Source organism: Rhizobium sp. LjRoot258 (assembly GCF_964254185.1).
Taxonomy (GTDB): Bacteria; Pseudomonadota; Alphaproteobacteria; order Rhizobiales; family Rhizobiaceae; genus Rhizobium.
Window position 1 is genome coordinate 1307362 of the sequence record NZ_CAXUST020000001.1, and the last position, 15012, is coordinate 1322373.

Annotated in this window: 13 protein-coding genes, 1 tRNA gene and 1 pseudogene; 6 read left to right on the plus strand and 9 right to left on the minus strand. The window is 58.9% G+C overall.

Annotated features, from left to right (window positions below; translation table 11 throughout):
• Positions 1-67: 67 nt before the first annotated feature.
• Entirely contained in the window at positions 68-955 is an 888-nt protein-coding gene (locus ACSQ9D_RS06600) for a LysR family transcriptional regulator (RefSeq protein WP_436281593.1), read from the plus strand.
• Between the two features lie 43 nt (positions 956-998).
• Here the strand turns inward: ACSQ9D_RS06600 and ACSQ9D_RS06605 are convergent, their stop codons facing one another.
• The 3 genes from ACSQ9D_RS06605 to ACSQ9D_RS06615 form a co-directional block, all read right to left on the minus strand.
• Positions 999-1202, minus strand: a complete 204-nt coding sequence (locus ACSQ9D_RS06605; protein WP_024319258.1) for a hypothetical protein — start codon at positions 1200-1202, stop codon at positions 999-1001.
• A 266-nt stretch (positions 1203-1468) separates the two neighbouring features.
• The gene (locus ACSQ9D_RS06610; protein ID WP_065814346.1) at positions 1469-1612 is read right to left on the minus strand and encodes a DUF1127 domain-containing protein; all 144 of its coding nucleotides are present in this window, start codon (positions 1610-1612) and stop codon (positions 1469-1471) included.
• Between the two features lie 297 nt (positions 1613-1909).
• Entirely contained in the window at positions 1910-2056 is a 147-nt protein-coding gene (locus ACSQ9D_RS06615; RefSeq protein ID WP_003558908.1) for a DUF1127 domain-containing protein, read from the minus strand.
• Between the two features lie 871 nt (positions 2057-2927).
• Between ACSQ9D_RS06615 and ACSQ9D_RS06620 the strand changes: the two genes are divergently transcribed.
• From ACSQ9D_RS06620 to ACSQ9D_RS06640, 5 genes are all read left to right on the plus strand, one after another.
• Complete coding sequence (locus tag ACSQ9D_RS06620) at positions 2928-4031, plus strand: DUF2157 domain-containing protein (protein WP_436281594.1); 1104 nt, start codon at positions 2928-2930, stop codon at positions 4029-4031.
• Positions 4032-4042: 11 nt separating this feature from the next.
• On the plus strand, positions 4043-4615 hold the full coding sequence (locus tag ACSQ9D_RS06625) for a GDYXXLXY domain-containing protein (protein ID WP_436283778.1): 573 nt from the start codon (positions 4043-4045) through the stop codon (positions 4613-4615).
• A gap of 154 nt (positions 4616-4769) precedes the next feature.
• Positions 4770-4854: transfer RNA gene (locus tag ACSQ9D_RS06630), tRNA-Leu, on the plus strand.
• 188 nt (positions 4855-5042) lie between these two features.
• Positions 5043-6524, plus strand: coding sequence for a trigger factor (gene tig / locus ACSQ9D_RS06635; protein ID WP_436281595.1), 1482 nt, complete (start codon positions 5043-5045; stop codon positions 6522-6524).
• A gap of 35 nt (positions 6525-6559) precedes the next feature.
• Positions 6560-7117, plus strand: a complete 558-nt coding sequence (locus tag ACSQ9D_RS06640) for a nuclear transport factor 2 family protein (RefSeq protein ID WP_436281596.1) — start codon at positions 6560-6562, stop codon at positions 7115-7117.
• Positions 7118-7171: 54 nt separating this feature from the next.
• On the opposite strand, the gene ACSQ9D_RS06645 is transcribed toward ACSQ9D_RS06640, so the two are convergent.
• From ACSQ9D_RS06645 to ACSQ9D_RS06670, 6 genes and pseudogenes are all read right to left on the minus strand, one after another.
• Positions 7172-8953: a B12-binding domain-containing radical SAM protein gene (locus ACSQ9D_RS06645; RefSeq protein ID WP_436281597.1), complete on the minus strand. Its 1782-nt coding sequence runs from the start codon at positions 8951-8953 to the stop codon at positions 7172-7174.
• Between the two features lie 190 nt (positions 8954-9143).
• Entirely contained in the window at positions 9144-10550 is a 1407-nt protein-coding gene (gene sthA, locus ACSQ9D_RS06650; RefSeq protein WP_436281598.1) for a Si-specific NAD(P)(+) transhydrogenase, read from the minus strand.
• 102 nt (positions 10551-10652) lie between these two features.
• A complete protein-coding gene (locus tag ACSQ9D_RS06655; protein ID WP_436281599.1) occupies positions 10653-11240 on the minus strand; it encodes a dual specificity protein phosphatase family protein in 588 nt (195 codons plus the stop codon).
• An 82-nt stretch (positions 11241-11322) separates the two neighbouring features.
• Positions 11323-12073 (minus strand): annotated as a pseudogene (locus ACSQ9D_RS06660) (JAB domain-containing protein); the annotation flags it as partial.
• Positions 12074-12080: 7 nt separating this feature from the next.
• Positions 12081-12917, minus strand: a complete 837-nt coding sequence (map, locus tag ACSQ9D_RS06665) for a type I methionyl aminopeptidase (protein ID WP_037117748.1) — start codon at positions 12915-12917, stop codon at positions 12081-12083.
• A gap of 551 nt (positions 12918-13468) precedes the next feature.
• A complete protein-coding gene (locus ACSQ9D_RS06670) occupies positions 13469-14791 on the minus strand; it encodes a tlde1 domain-containing protein (protein ID WP_436281600.1) in 1323 nt (440 codons plus the stop codon).
• Positions 14792-15012: the final 221 nt, after the last annotated feature.

A 15012-nucleotide genomic window follows, 5' to 3' on the forward strand; every position in this document is an offset into this window, starting at 1 on the left:
CCTGCGTGCTGAATTGCGATATGATGAAAGAAACTATTTCATTTGGCGGAATATTACGGGCGAGCAGATGGATCGGCTTCAATGCATGAGGGTTGTGGTCAAGGTCGCCGAGACGGCGAGCTTTGCGCAGGCAGCGCGCCAGCTTCACATGAGCCCGCCGGCGGTCACACGCGCGATCGCTTTTCTGGAGGAAGCCACAGGCGCGCGGCTCTTCGTCCGCTCCACGCGCTCAGTAAAGCTGACGCCGTCGGGTAGCCGATATGCCGACGACTGCAGAAGGATCCTCAGTGATATCGACGAGGCGGAAGCCTCGGCTGGTGGATCTCATTCAACCGCATCGGGAATCCTGACCATCACAGCGCCGGTTCTGTTCGGTCAGATCTATATCATCCCGATTATGACGGACTTTCTCAGCATGCACCCGGCCGTCACCGGGCGCGTCCTTCTCTTCGATCGGATGGTCAATCTTGTGGAGGAGGGCATCGACGTGGCAATCCGCATCGGCCACCTGCAGGACTCGGATCAGCAGGCGATAAAGGTCGGCAGCGTGCGCCGCGTCGTGTGCGGAGCGCCGGCCTACTTCGAACGTCACGGCGAACCGGCAACGCCAGCCGACCTGGCCCAACACGTCACGATCGTCAACACGGGCTCGTCTGCGCCATTGGACTGGCACTTCTCGCCCAACCATACGCCCGTCAAGCTTCATCCGCGCATGTACTGCAACACTGTCGACGCATCGATTGCAGCGGCGGTGACTGGATGGGGCCTGTCACGGACCCTGTCCTATCAGGTGGCGGAGCATCTTGCTGCCGGTCGGCTGAGAATAGTGCTAGAGGATTATGAGGAAGAGCCACTGCCGATCCACGTCGTTCATGTGGAGGGCAGGCACGTCTCGGCCAAGACGCGCGCGTTCGTTGATGTCGCGGTTCAGAAGATAAAGACGCTCAGACTCTAACTGCCGGGATCAGCACGATGCCGCATTGTGGCATCCGCGACGTTCAAGCCATTGTCCTAGCGGAGGCTTCGTATCGTTTGGACATGAAGCTTATTCGATCGAGATTGTTCAGGATATCGACCATGTCGCATGCTTCGCGCCACGTCATCCGAGCCATCTGCACGTCGTTCAGTTCGGCCGGCTGCTGTGTCGTGGCGTCGACGACGGTCCACAAACCGTCCTCCATGCGAAGATTATATCGGCACATCACGCATGTCTCCGTTAGGCAACGGCGGGATACTTTCATAATGGTTAATATTAGTCCACCCTAAAGAATGGCCGAAAATCACGGTATCAACAGGCCAGCCAAGACCGTACCTGGCCGCCGTGCCGCGCGTTCGCATCGGTGCAGCGATTCGGGCCCAGGGATTTGGTTCGCCGTCGTATCGCGTTGACGGTGTCGCTCATAGCGACAGGCCCGGAATCAAAAACGGCGCCCGAGGCGCCGTCTTGGAAGCTTCACGCTCGCCGCTATTAGCGGAACGAGCGGGAAGCGATGTTGCGAATGTCGTAGCGGCTAACGCCAATGTCGGCGAGCGTCTGGTTGGAGAGGTTACCAAGTTCGCTGAGCGTGCGGCGGTAGCTAATCCAGCTCTTTGCAATGCGGATCGGGTTCATGTTCGTCTTCCTTAGAATGACCGTCGAGAGCGGCGCCATCGCCGCCTCGTCGTTGACATTCATATAGGCGTTCCCTGTCGTATTGTGCAGTGCAAAGAAAAGGCATCTGCTATGCAATTGTGCATGTGATGCTCATTCCGGATGCAGTGATTACTTTCTGGGCGCGACAAGAAGGGAGGTCATAATGACCGCAACCATTGCGGAAGCTGGGAGCCGGATAAAAGAAAACGCCCGTTGCCAAGGGCAGCGGGCGTTTTGTCAAGGCGATCTGCTTGGGAGGATAGCGGATCGCTTGGATTAGCGGGCAGAAGCCTCGCGAGCAACGCGATGGATGTCAGAGCGGTCGATGCCGAGGTCGTGCAATTCGCGGTTGGTCATGCGGCCGAGTTCGGTAACGGTCTGACGGTACTTGCGCCAGTTGTTGAAAGAGCGTGAGAAGTTCATTTTAATCCCCTTTCCTAGGGCTTGTGATTTGCCAGCTGCCGCCGATCGGCGCTGACCTCTATTTGATGACCAGAATATATGTTGCACTGCGAAGTCGTGCCAGACACAAGATTTCAGACCACCTATGCGTTGGATGCAGATCTCACGCCGTTCTTTACGCGATGCAGCCAGTATTTGGTCAATCATTAGGCAGAATGGTTTGCCGCCGATCGGCTCGTGCCTGCCTTTTCGCCTCCAGGGACCGACGCCGGCCGATATATGCGGTTGGCGACCTCAAGGAGGACGCACGCAGGTTTGGGGCCGTCGGCAGTGGCTGCGAGGTCGTTTCTGCATCCGATGAACTTGCCACTAGGCCATTGGTCGGGCGCTGGGTGCGGGGAGAGGCATCGGCGCAGCTGCCTTGAAGGCACTGGAAAACCAGACTTGTGATATTGTCGGTTATGGAAAACCAAGCGCCCACCGGGGGAGGATCCGGTGGGCGTCATTAGGGTGACTGACAACTGGGAGGAGGAGTGTTGTCAGTCCATCGGAGGGCGCTGGGAGGAGGAGTGCGCTTCTCCGAATTTTGTTACGAAGATCATCTTCGCAGGCTTCCCGAAAAGCGGGGCAGGGGCGCCATCCCCTGTCTTATGATCAAACATATAGGATGCCTGATCGAGATATTGCAGTGCAGTATGTTCATGATACCCATGCGCGGAGGGCATGGCTAGTGAGCATAGACTATATATTCGCGATTTGACGTTGTTGATCGGTTAATGAGCCCCCCAAATTCGCCCAATGAGGAATTCGTATGGGAATATTTCCCTCGCGCACTATCAGTGGCTATAAAGCAAAGAAGAAGCGCGTCATCGCGCGTTTGTCGGAGTAGGGCATGTACCGCGGTCGATTGGAACGAGATCTTTCCGTTTGGGTGGAAAAGGGGCTTTTGCCGGAGGCGACCGCACGAGGGCTGCTGAGTGAGTATGATGCACGCCCGGCAAGCTTCAGCCTCGGCAGAGTACTGATGATCCTTGCGGCAATCCTACTTGGGGCGGCGATCCTGCTGGTCGTTGCTTCGAACTGGGAAGCCATTCCACGCCTTGTGCGCGTCGCCGTCATTCTTGTCATCATCTGGGCCGTGCATCTCGGTGCGGCGGTTATGCTGAGGCGCGGTGCGATGGCGGCTGCGGGCGGGCTCCTGGTGATCGGTACCTTGTCTTTTGGCGGAGCAATTTCGCTGGTCGGGCAGATGTATCATCTGTCGGGAGACGAGCTGACGGTGATGTATCTCTGGTTTGCCATGGCGGTGATTTCGGCGGTGCTGTTCCGCTCCGGCGTCGTCGCCGCGGTGGCGGGCTTTCTGTCCTGGGGCAGCTTTGCCGCCTATCTCGATACCTACGACACGCGCTGGGTCGGCCTCGATCCTTGGGTCGTGCCGCTCATGGCGGCAGTGGTCATTGGTCTCGTGCGCTTCACCGGCGCTGATCGTGTCCGTCATCTGGCATATCTGCTGCTTGTCGGCTGGCTCACCTGGCTCTATGCGGTGAAAGAGAATTTCTGGCTCGCGCTCGTCTATGCCATTGCTGGCATGTTGGCTTTCGTGCTTGTCAGTCTACCGCAGCCGCGCCTTTCCACGCTCATCAGAAGTGCCGGTTCCGCTCCTGCCTTCTACACGTTCCTTGTCGCCATGATTGGCTTGTTCTTCCTGCATGTTGAACTCGAGCATGGCTGGCAGTTCGTAACATTGGCGCTCGTGACGCTCGGGGCAGCGGTCCTTGCGATTGCGCTCCAAGGCCGGAACAATGGCGCGGTGCGCTATTTGGCTTACACGGCGTTTGCCATTGAGATGCTCTACCTTGCATCGGTGACCGTCGGATCGATTCTTGGCACATCGAGCCTCTTCTTGTTCTCGGGGCTTTTCGTTGCAGCCGTTGCATGGATCGTCATTCGCCTCGAGCGCCGATTTGCCATGAGAACCCCGGAGGCAAGCCAGTGAGCATTTTTTCAATGCAAGGCTCAGGGCGCCGCTACATTGCCGCTGCAATCGTCGTTGCTGCCCTGCAGACCGCCGTTCTTGGCTATGTGATAGAAAGCCGCGCATCGATCCTGCGAAGTGGCGCCGACGCTCTTCTAAAAACTGCCCCCGTTGATCCGCGCGACTTTCTCCGGGGCGACTACGTGGTGCTGAACTACGAGATATCCTCGGTCCCGGTCGCGTCGATTGTTGGTGGTGTGCCGCAGGATCAGGGCAAGAAGAGCCTTTGGGTGCGGTTGAAGGCTGGTGATGGCGGCTTCTGGGACATTGTCGAATCATCGTTCGAACGTCTGCCGGAGCAGCCGGGCACCGTGGTTCTCCACAGCAGACCTTTCTATAGTTATGGTGCCAATTCCGCCGACCATATCCGCGTCGAGTACGGCATCGAACGCTACTACGTTCCCGAAGGCCAGGGCACGGCTTTGGAGAAGGCCCGCCAGGACGGTGACGTCTCTGTTGCCATTCGCGTCGCTCCCGATGGGACGCCGCAGATACGCAGCCTGCTCGTGGACGGCAAGCCTGCTTACGACGAGCCTCTTTATTGAGTTAAGGCCGAATGGTGTGGAAGCCCGCCACTGCGGGCGAAATCACTGTCATTTGCCCTTCATTTTTCCTTTGCCTCTACCAAATCGGGTGTTATAGAGACGCCGCGCTCCGGAAGGCCTCATGTGCAGGCATATGCATGCGGTTTTTGCGAACGCGGGTATGGTGAAATTGGTAGACACGCCAGATTTAGGTTCTGGTGCCGCAAGGCGTGGGAGTTCAAGTCTCTCTACCCGCACCAAAAGCTGGCTTGCAGGCGGGGGGATCGGAAACCGGTGTCCCTCGATTACCCGGAAGCAGAGCGCCGTTCCGCCAGGGGCGGAATGAATAAGAATTGAGAACAAGCCACGCTCGGCAATTTCCCGGCGTCGTGCTCATCGAAACGAACGGCGTCTGGGCACGGCCGCCACGAAATGAAGGTAGGAAGACATGCAGGTTATCGAAACGCTCGCTGAAGGGCTGAAGCGCGAAATCAAGGTCGTAATCCCGGCCAAGGACATGGAAGTCAAGATGAATGAGCGTCTTGCCGACGTGAAGGACAAGGTCCGCATCAACGGCTTCCGTCCGGGCAAGGTTCCGGCCGCTCACCTCAAGAAGGTTTACGGCAAGTCCATCATGGCCGACCTCGTCAACGAGATTGTCCGCGAGCAGCCGACCGCCATCCTCGCAGAGCGCGGCGAAAAGTCCGCGACGCAGCCGGAAATCGCGATGACGGAAGACAAGGACGAGGCAGAACAGATCCTCGCCGCTCAGAAGGATTTCGAGTTCACGCTCTCCTACGAGGTTCTGCCGCCGATCGAGCTGAAGTCCAACAAGGGTATCAAGATCACCCGCGAAGTCGTCGACATCTCGGAAGACGAAGTCAACGAGCAGGTTCTGAAGGTCGCTGAAAGCGCCCGTTCCTACGAGACCAAGAAGGGCAAGGCCGCCAACGGCGACCGCATCACGATGGACTACGTCGGCAAGGTTGCTGGCGAAGCCTTCGATGGCGGCACTGATCAGGGCGCTGAACTCGTTCTCGGTTCCGGCCGCTTTATCCCTGGCTTCGAAGACCAGTTGGTCGGCGCCAAGGCTGGCGACGAAAAGACCATCACCGTCACGTTCCCGGCCGATTATCCGGCCAAGAACCTGGCTGGCCAGGACGCCACCTTCGACGTCACCGTCAAGGACGTTGCTGCTCCGGCCGACGTTGAAATAAACGACGAGCTGGCGAAGAAACTCGGCCTTGAATCGGCTGACCGTCTGAAGGAAATCGTCCGCGGTCAGATCGAGTCGCAGTACGGCTCGATGACCCGCCAGAAGGTCAAGCGTCAGATCCTCGACCAGCTCGACGAGATGTACAAGTTCGATACCCCGGCTTCGCTCGTCGACGCCGAGTACAACGGCATCTGGAACCAGGTCGCCAACGATCTCGCCCAGTCCGGCAAGACCTTCGAGGACGAAGACACGACGGAAGAAGCGGCTCGCGAAGAATACAAGAAGCTTGCCGAGCGTCGCGTTCGCCTCGGCCTCGTTCTCTCCGAAATCGGCGAAAAAGCCGGTGTTGAAGTGAGTGAAGACGAAATGCAGCGCGCCATCTACGAGCAGCTGCGTCAGTATCCGGGCCAGGAAAAGCAGATCCTTGACTTCTTCCGCAGCCAGCCGGGTGCGGCTGCCTCGATCCGCGCTCCGATCTTCGAAGAAAAGGTCATCGACCATTTGCTGACCGAGATCGATGTCACGGACAAGAAGGTCACCAAGGAAGAGCTGCTCGCCGACGAGGAAGGCGAAGCTTCTGAAAAGGATGCCAAGAAAGCCGCTCCGAAGAAGAAGGCTGCTGCCAAGGCAGAAGCCGCTGAAGGCGAAGAAGCTGCCGCTCCGAAGAAGAAGGCTGCTCCGAAGAAGAAGGCTTCCGAGGAAGGCGCCGAGTAATCTTCGGTTTGCCGAATTCATGAAAGCTCCGCCTCGTGCGGGGCTTTTTTGTTTCTACCGCAACGGTGCGGCGCGACTGGGCTACGTCGAAAGTGGAGTTGTTACACGAATTAGTTGCAGTTTCGCCTGAACAGACGCAGACTGGAGCATTGCAAGAGGGGGATTTGGCAATGTCTTCCAATGATGACCTTAGGGACCTGGTGCGGCGGATCTATCGTGCGCGGGTGGAGGGCGATCTCGAGAGTTTGATGTCTTTCCTTGATGACGATTGCCTATTCCGTGTCGTCGGGAACCAGCACCTTGCGCCTTTGACGGATCCTGTTGTCGGCGCCGCCGCGCTTCGCGTGACGATGCAATACTTGATCGACAATTGGGATATGAGAGGGATCGATTTTGTGTCCATCCATGTTGACGGCGACGTTGCGCTGATTCACCGTATGGGACGCATGCGTTTTGGCGCGACGGAATACGACACCGAGATCATGGACAAAATGACCTTCGAGAACGGCAAGCTGAAGGAATGCGTGGAATTCGTCGACACGCTGCAGGCTGCTGCGCTGCTGGACGTCGTGAAATTACCCGCGCGAAACTAAGAGCGCCGGTCCGCTGATGGATCTCAACGCGCCCAACCAAACAGCACGGGCGCGTCAGACTGCCTTGTGGGCATGGGTTAGCTCGGCGACCCGGTGGATGTGCGAGACCGCGGCCCGGCCGCCCGCCGTTTTCGTGAAGAGTTCGAGCGTTTCATCCTCGTGGTCACCGACCGGTGTCAGTGCCTGATCCATGTAACTCTTCGAGTTCTTGTCACGGGCTATGAAGAAGGCGCTCGTTGCGAGGCCGGCGATGGTGGCGCCCAGCGACAAATGCTTGGTGACCGTTTCCCAGATGAACCGTGGCCAGAAGGTAACAGCGCTTTCTTTGGGAAGATCCGGGCGGCGTTCGGATGGATGCTTGAGACGCAGCAGGCCGCTCTGCAATGGATGAACGTTCTCCAGAGGGACAGTCGTGGCGAACGACACGAGCATCTTGACGAGGCTGGCGAGCGGCACGCCGGTAGCCACAGCCCGGCGCAGCAGCGTCTTCATATGCTCTGGCGAATAGTAAAGCGACCAGGCCTCCTGGTAGATGCTTTCCCACTCCTGCTTGCTCATCTTCGAATGCGCAGTGCAGACGTGCTCGACGTCGTAGATGTTGAGATCGGCGTCCATCTCGACGCCCTTCTTCCACAATGTCTGATGATCTTCCGAGCCCGGCAGCGGCGTCAGCACGAAGAACTCAATGACGTCGAGGGGAAGCTCATGCTGGATGATCGCGATGTCGCGCCGGATCGTCTCCGGCGTGTCTGCCGGGAAACCAAGGATGTAGCCGGCGAGCGTCATGATGCCTTGGGCTTTCCAGGCGAGCAGCATCTTCCGGTATTCGGTGATCTTGTTCTGGTTCTTCTTGGCCGCCGTCAGATTGTCGGGGTTTACATTCTCAAGCCCGATGAAGACGCGCGTGACGCCAGCGCGCTTGGATTTTTCGATGAAGTTCGGGATCTTGTGGCAGAGCGTGTCGACCTGGATCATCAATCCAAGTGGAATACCGTCCTTCTCCCGGAGTTCGATCAACCGGTCGAAGATCGCTTCCCAATCCCTGTTGCGCGCGAAATTGTCGTCGGTGATGAAGAACTTATGGATGCCTTGCGCCCAATTCATCCGCACTAGTTTTTCGACATCATCGGCCGATCGGAAGCGCGACTTGCGCCCCTGCACATTGATGATCGTGCAGAAAGAGCATTGATAGGGGCAACCGCGGCCGGCGTCGAAGCTGGTACTGAGGCCAAGCGTCTGTGCGACATTGGCTTTCGGCAGAAAGGGGACGGCCGCACCTTCGATGCTCGGCAGGTCATTCATGAAATTGTAAAGCGGCTCAAGTTTGCCGCTGGCGGCATCCTGCAGGACGCGGTCCAGGCGGCCTTCGGCCTCGCCGGCAAACATCGAAATACCCATCTCGCGACATGCATCCAAGCCGACTGCCTTGCCGTCGAGCATGGCGAGGCAGCCCGACACGTGAAAGCCTCCCATCGAAACCGGTACGCCGGCCTTGCGGAAGGGGCGCGCGATATCGAGTGCCCGTGGATACTGGTTCGACTGAACGCCGACCAAGGCGACCATCCCGAAATTGTCATGTTGCGCAAGTCGCTTGAGCAGTGCCGGGATGTTGACCCGCGTGTTCGTCTCGTCGACGACTGTGATCTCGATCCCGACCTCTGCCCCCAATACCTTGCGTTCTGCGCAGTCGGACGCGATTCCATAGATCGCAGCCAAGGAGTTGGACGGGATCATCGCCCGCCACCAGCGGATCACATAGCCATCATCGTCATAGTGCGACGGCTTGATCAGGATCAGCTGAAAATTCCGTTCGGCAGTCTTGGACAGATCTTGCACGGTCGCTCGCTGGTAAGAGGAATCCCCGAAAATGGACGCTACCAGACGCGGTGGATTATACAAGCAAAGCTTTTACCGGTGCTATCCGACACAAATAAGTCAGGTCGAGCGGATTTTGCTCGATTTTTATGTCATTGTTTTCGTTAAGAAAGTCGTCTGGAGGTCGGCGCTGTCACCGTATGCGACAACATCAAAGCTCCGACTTGATATCGCCCATCCGGTTCCACGCATCCAGACCAGCAATCTTATAGGCTTCGGCGAGTGTCGGGTAGTTGAACGTGTTCTCGACGAAATATTCGACGGTGCCCTTGAGGTTCAAAACGGCCTGGCCGATGTGCACCAGCTCGGTCGCCCCTTCACCGACGATATGCACGCCGAGCAGCCGGCGCGTCTTCAAAGAAAAGATCAACTTCAAAAGTCCGGTGTCGAGCCCCATGATGTGTCCGCGCGAGGTCTCCCGGAAACGCGCGATGCCGCACTCGTATGGAATGCCGCGCTCCTTCATCTCTTCCTCGGTCAGGCCGCAGGTAGAGATCTCCGGCACGGCATAGATGCCGTAGGGGAAGTATTTCGGCGGCTCCTTCGCGACCGCGCCAACGGCAACGCGCGCGGCAATGCGGCCTTGTTCCATCGAGGTGGAGGCAAGGCTCGGAAAGCCGACAACGTCGCCGGCAGCATAAATGTTCGGCACGGATGTCTGGAAGGTTTCCGGGTTGACCTTGAGGCGGCCGCGGTTATCGGCTTCGAGCCCGGCTGCGTCCAGATTGAGCGTGTCGGTCGCGCCCATGCGCCCTGCGGCAAACAGAACCATGTCGGTCACCATGTGGCGGCCATTGTCGAGCTTCAGTTCAACTCTGCCGTTGTCGAGGCGCGTCACTGTGTCGGCCTTGGTGCCGAGCAGGATCTTCATGTTGCGATCACGCAGCTGATAGGTGAAATCTTCGACGATTTCCCGGTCGATGAAATCGAGCATCGTCGGCTTCGGATCGATCACGGTCACTGCGGTATCCAGCGCGCTGAAGATCGTCGCATATTCGATGCCGATGACGCCTGCGCCGACCACGGCCATCGAGCGTGGCAGTTCTTCGATGTCGAGCAATTCGTCGCTGTCGAGTACCGTTTTGCCGTCGAAGGGGATGTAGTCCGGGCGGAACGGCTTGGTGCCGACCGCAAGCAGGATGCTGGCCCCCGTGACCTTGACGACTTCGCCATCGTCCTTGACGACTTCGATCGTTGACGGGTCGACGAAGCTTGCCTTGCCTCTGATGTGCTGGACGCGGTTTCGGGCGAACTGATGTTCAAGCACCTCGACTTCGTGATCAAGGGTGATCAGCAGGCGGCGCCGAAGGTCATCCGCGCTGATCTCTTCCTTCACGCGATAGGACCGGCCGTAGAAACCACGCTCGCGCCAGCCGGAGAGATTGAGCGCCGTTTCGCGCAGCGTCTTGGAGGGGATGGTACCGGTGTGAACCGAAACGCCGCCGACGCGCTTGCCTTGTTCGATGACCAGAACCTTCTTGCCGAGCTTGGCGGCCTGGATTGCGCCGCGGCGGCCTGCCGGACCGCTACCCACAACAACGAGATCGTACTGGAACATTAAGCTGGCCCCGATTGGAAAGCTGGAATCATTTTTGCGACGCAATATCTCGCGCGTCCACGGGTAGCAGGTCAATGTTGCAGAATATTTTAAGGGAGAATATCAGGATTCACGGAAGCCAAGCAGGGGTTCCAGCTTCTCGAAGGTGCGGTCCATGGCGAAGGCGCGGCTAATCGGCAGCGCAATATGGCCATAGATGATCGACATTTGCCCTTCCGCGACGTTCTCGTTCGTTTTGCTGATCGCCGCCAGATAGAGGGCCGATGCGAGCCCGGTGCGATCCGAGCCCGAGAGGCAATGGATCAACAGCGGCTTCGGAGCGTCTTTCATGACCTGGATCAATTCCTCCGCGCGTGCTGGAGAAAGCTCCTTGTAAGCAGACATCGGGAAATCGATATGCTCGATTCCAAGCGTCTTCGCTTGCTCGACTTCGGCGTGCCATGCCGGGCTGTTGCTCGGGCCGCGCAGGTTGATGATGGTCTTGATCCCATACCGCTGTGCGAGATCCGCAATAGCTTGCGGGGATGGTTGCGACGAACGGTAGACTTCGCCGGCGACGACCGTGTGGAAGTTGTTCGTGGCTTTCAAATAGAGAGCATAGCTGCCAACGATGAGAAAGAGCGGGGTGAGAAAGCATAGTGCTGCCTTCCTGGAGCGAGGAAATTGGCGAGAAGCAATCGTCGTCGTCATGAAGGTCTCGGAGCAGGATGGTTGCAGCGTCGTCGCTTTGCCACCCAAACCTGACGGACACCTGAAGCGGATTTGGCTCCCATATGAGACGCAGCCCCTTGAAGCTCGCGTGACCGTCCTTGCCGATGATGATGATGTGATGATGGACCGTGATGCTGAGCGGTTTTGCCGTGTCGACAATCATCTTTGTCATATCGATATCGGCTCGCGACGGCGTCGGATCGCCCGAGGGGTGGTTGTGGACCAGGATCAGGCCCCCGGCCGAAAGCTCCAGCGCCCGCCGCACGTCCTCGCGCGGATAGATCGGCGTATGATCGACCGTCCCGTGTCCCGGAATTTCGTCAGCGATCAATGCATTGCGCTTGTCGAGAAAGAGAATGCGGAACTGCTCACGTGTCTCGTGCGTCATCGCTGCGTGGCAGTACTGGATCACCGACGACCAGGACGACAGGAGCTGCTTGCCTTGGAGTTCGCTCTTCAGGTGGGCCGAAGACGGCAGCGAGCAAACCGAAGCGTTCGAGCAGAGCTTTGGCGGTCGGCTTGGTGTCGCGCCGCGGGATCAGTCTGGCTAGCAGCAATTCGAGCAGCTCATAATCGGCAAGCGCGGTGTCGCCATGCCGGCGAAAGCGGTCGCGCAGTCCTCCCGGCGTCCACGGTAGTGCCTTCCTTGCCAAGCGATGCGGAGAGGCCGGCCTGTTTTGCCAGCGATGCCGGTTTGGCGGCCTGTTCCGCAAAGAAAGAACGTTCGCAATGAAAGAGCGTTCGTCGCTTCCATCGCTGTTGGCGAAGGGCAGTTCGGCGTCGCTGAAGTGCGAAACAGGACCCTTCGTCATCAACCGCTTATCGGTTCAGAGACGGAAGGCCTGGTCGGTCGAGGCCGCCGGGCGAAAGCGTGAAGATCTCGCAGCCGTCGGCGGTGACGCCGACCGTGTGTTCGTATTGCGCCGAAAGCGAGCGGTCGCGCGTGACGGCAGTCCAGCCGTCGGCCAGCACTTTCACATGCGGCCGGCCGAGATTGATCATCGGCTCGATGGTGAAGATCATGCCCTCGCGCAGGTCCGGCCCTTCGCTTGCGCGGCCATAATGTAGAATATTCGGGGAGTCGTGGAAGAGCGCGCCTACGCCATGACCACAGAAGTCACGCACGACGGAACAGCGCTCGGCTTCGGCATATGTCTGGATGGCTTCTCCGATCGCGCCGGTACGAGCACCGGGACGAACGGCTGCTATACCGCGCAGGAGGGATTCGTAGGTCACTTCAAGCAGCCGCTCAGCGGCGCGCTTGATGGTGCCGACCGGGTACATCCGGCTTGAATCGCCGTGCCAGCCATCCACGACGTAGGTGACGTCAATGTTGACGATATCGCCCTCGCGCAGCGGCTTTGCATCCGGAATACCATGGCAGACGACATGGTTGATCGAGGTACAGGTCGATTTCGTGTAGCCGCGATAGTTAAGGGTCGCCGGAATCGCACCGTTGTCCATGCCGAACTCGAACACGAAGCGATCGATTGCATCGGTCGGCAGGCCGGGCCTGACGACAGCAGCCAACTCATCGAGGCAACGCGCCGTCAGCTGGCAAGCCTTGCGCATTCCCTCGAAAGCTTCGGGACCGTAGAGCCTGATTGCGCCCGTATTCTTCGATGGTGCGGAAGAGGCTTCGATATAATTCACCATTGCATGGCCTTAGCGATTGTCATTCTGGTACATAATGCAGCTATGCCGGGTTCGTCCATCGCGATCAATGGGGTGGATGTCATTTCTACCGTACCAGGGTGTGTTCGATCGAGCCGTCATCCGATCCTTTCGGCCCGTGGTTTGAGATGCATGCCACTCGGACGGGACGGTGGAAATTGCCCCGCTAGAGTAAAAAACATATGGCGCTTCCCAGCGCCCCGTTCGGCGGTTTGTGCTTCGCAACTTAAGTCCCCTTGCTACCCCCAGCGGCGAAGGCTATCGCCTCGCCGCAAAGGAGAGTTGCTCCTCTAGGGAACCTTGTGTGGCTTGCAGGCACGTCCGCAGCGAAACTCGGCGTTGCCGCCGCCATCTCCGGAGGGACCATTTCTGCGAACCCCGGGATGAAGGAGCCTGCGTCGTTCTCCATCATCCAGCGCCGGTCCCGTCTCGCCGCAACGCCTTGCGGTGTATCCGAAGATTTGACGAGGAGAGGATGGCATGGCGGCGCGATGCGAGGAAAATCGAGCGCGTCGTATTTGACTACGATCTGATTAGGTGCGCGACGAGAACAGCGAGGCAAAGGTGGACGTCGGCTTGTTCGGCATGCTCGTGACCACCACCAGCTGACGGATCTGGCCGCGTTTGAAGGCGGCGAGAAAACGCCTGTAGTCCTTGAAGGATACGCAGCCATTGGAGTCGCCGCGGGCGCCGAGCATGTAGGTATGCGCAAGCAGGCCAACGCGGTTGTAGACATAGCCCGCCCCACCGACGGGGTTAAGGCGGATGGCAGCAACGCCATGGAACAGGCTTTCGCGCATCGTCAGATTGTAGGTATGCGGCGGGGTTGGTCCGCGGTTCTTGGCATGCACATAGCGCGGGTTGTCGCGCATCTTGCCGAGGCCGGAATGGGCCTCCAGGCGTTCGCCGTTCGGAAGGTAGACCATGTTGGCGGAAATGTCGTAGACGGCGACGCCATTGCGGGCGATGGGCCCCGAAAGTCCCTTCTTCAAGGTCGGCATGGCGTCGTCGTCATCATCCGAAGCGCCGGCATCGGGCCGTGCATAGGCCAATACGGGTTCTGCCGGGGCGTTGCGATCGTCGGGCGCGGCCCGCTTGTTCAGGCCATCGGGCCGGGCCATCGGCAAGGGGATCGACGTGTCGCTGCCGCTCAGCACGAGATCGAACGGCTGGGCCGTCGCGGACGCAGGCTGCTCGGTCGGCGCAAGACTTGCAATTTCGACCGGACCCGGCTTGGCGGCGGCAGCCGGGACCTCTGCCTTGGCGTCGGCCAGGGGCGCTGCGAGCGCCAGCAGAGCCGGTCCTTCAGCGGCTGCAACCTCTCCCTTCGACGGGATGATGATGCGATCAGCCGAGGCGGCAGCGACCGGCGTGGCGATCACGGCGTCGTCCTTGGTCGCGCGGGCCGGCTGGGCAGGTGCTGTTGATGCGACAACCATTGACGGTGGCTTATTCGGAGAGGCTTCGGAAAGAGCGAGAGGTTCGGACTGCCCGACGAATGCTGCTGCCAGCGCAGCGGACGGAGCAGCCACGTGGGCACCCCTTGCCAGTGCTAGCTCGCTCTCCGTGCTCATGCGCAACCGCGAGAATTTCGTGACGTGAACGAGGCGCTGCGTGGGATCGGTCTTGGCGATGGCAGTGGCTGCAGGCGCGACGTCGGCAAGCGGAGCGACGCTCGGATGCGGAGCCGGCGCGGCCATGTGCATGGTAGCGACTGTGGCGACCACCCAAACTGAAGCGGCAAAGCCCGCGCCGATAAGAGCTGCACCTGAGAGAAAGCGGAAAGAGCGATCGAAGCGAGAAATGGACGTACCTATGGGCCTGCTATTGCTAAACACATCGACCGCAAACGCCATAACACTTGTCTTTCACAACTCGTTACTAGGCCGGCGGTACTGACAGATTGATATTTTCTTCGCCGGGGCCGGTATAGGAGCATCAGGGCTAAATTGCGGCCCGCTAATATGTCCGGTCGCCTGATAGAATGGCGAATTATGGTAACCAATTCCTTTACGTGATCGCTCACCCCGCACGAATTTGGATGCAGGGATTTCAGCGCATCTCCGCGGTCCGATTT

What these genes read in the sequence shown, in the direction of transcription:
- ACSQ9D_RS06600 (WP_436281593.1), top strand. Translation starts at nt 68, where the DNA reads ATGGATCGGCTTCAATGCATGAGGGTTGTGGTCAAGGTCGCCGAGACG.
- ACSQ9D_RS06605 (WP_024319258.1), bottom strand. Translation starts at nt 1,202, where the DNA reads ATGTGCCGATATAATCTTCGCATGGAGGACGGTTTGTGGACCGTCGTC.
- ACSQ9D_RS06610 (WP_065814346.1), bottom strand. Translation starts at nt 1,612, where the DNA reads ATGAACCCGATCCGCATTGCAAAGAGCTGGATTAGCTACCGCCGCACG.
- ACSQ9D_RS06615 (WP_003558908.1), bottom strand. Translation starts at nt 2,056, where the DNA reads ATGAACTTCTCACGCTCTTTCAACAACTGGCGCAAGTACCGTCAGACC.
- ACSQ9D_RS06620 (WP_436281594.1), top strand. Translation starts at nt 2,928, where the DNA reads ATGTACCGCGGTCGATTGGAACGAGATCTTTCCGTTTGGGTGGAAAAG.
- ACSQ9D_RS06625 (WP_436283778.1), top strand. Translation starts at nt 4,043, where the DNA reads ATGCAAGGCTCAGGGCGCCGCTACATTGCCGCTGCAATCGTCGTTGCT.
- tig (WP_436281595.1), top strand. Translation starts at nt 5,043, where the DNA reads ATGCAGGTTATCGAAACGCTCGCTGAAGGGCTGAAGCGCGAAATCAAG.
- sthA (WP_436281598.1), bottom strand. Translation starts at nt 10,550, where the DNA reads ATGTTCCAGTACGATCTCGTTGTTGTGGGTAGCGGTCCGGCAGGCCGC.
- ACSQ9D_RS06655 (WP_436281599.1), bottom strand. Translation starts at nt 11,240, where the DNA reads ATGACGACGACGATTGCTTCTCGCCAATTTCCTCGCTCCAGGAAGGCA.
- map (WP_037117748.1), bottom strand. Translation starts at nt 12,917, where the DNA reads ATGGTGAATTATATCGAAGCCTCTTCCGCACCATCGAAGAATACGGGC.
- ACSQ9D_RS06670 (WP_436281600.1), bottom strand. Translation starts at nt 14,791, where the DNA reads ATGGCGTTTGCGGTCGATGTGTTTAGCAATAGCAGGCCCATAGGTACG.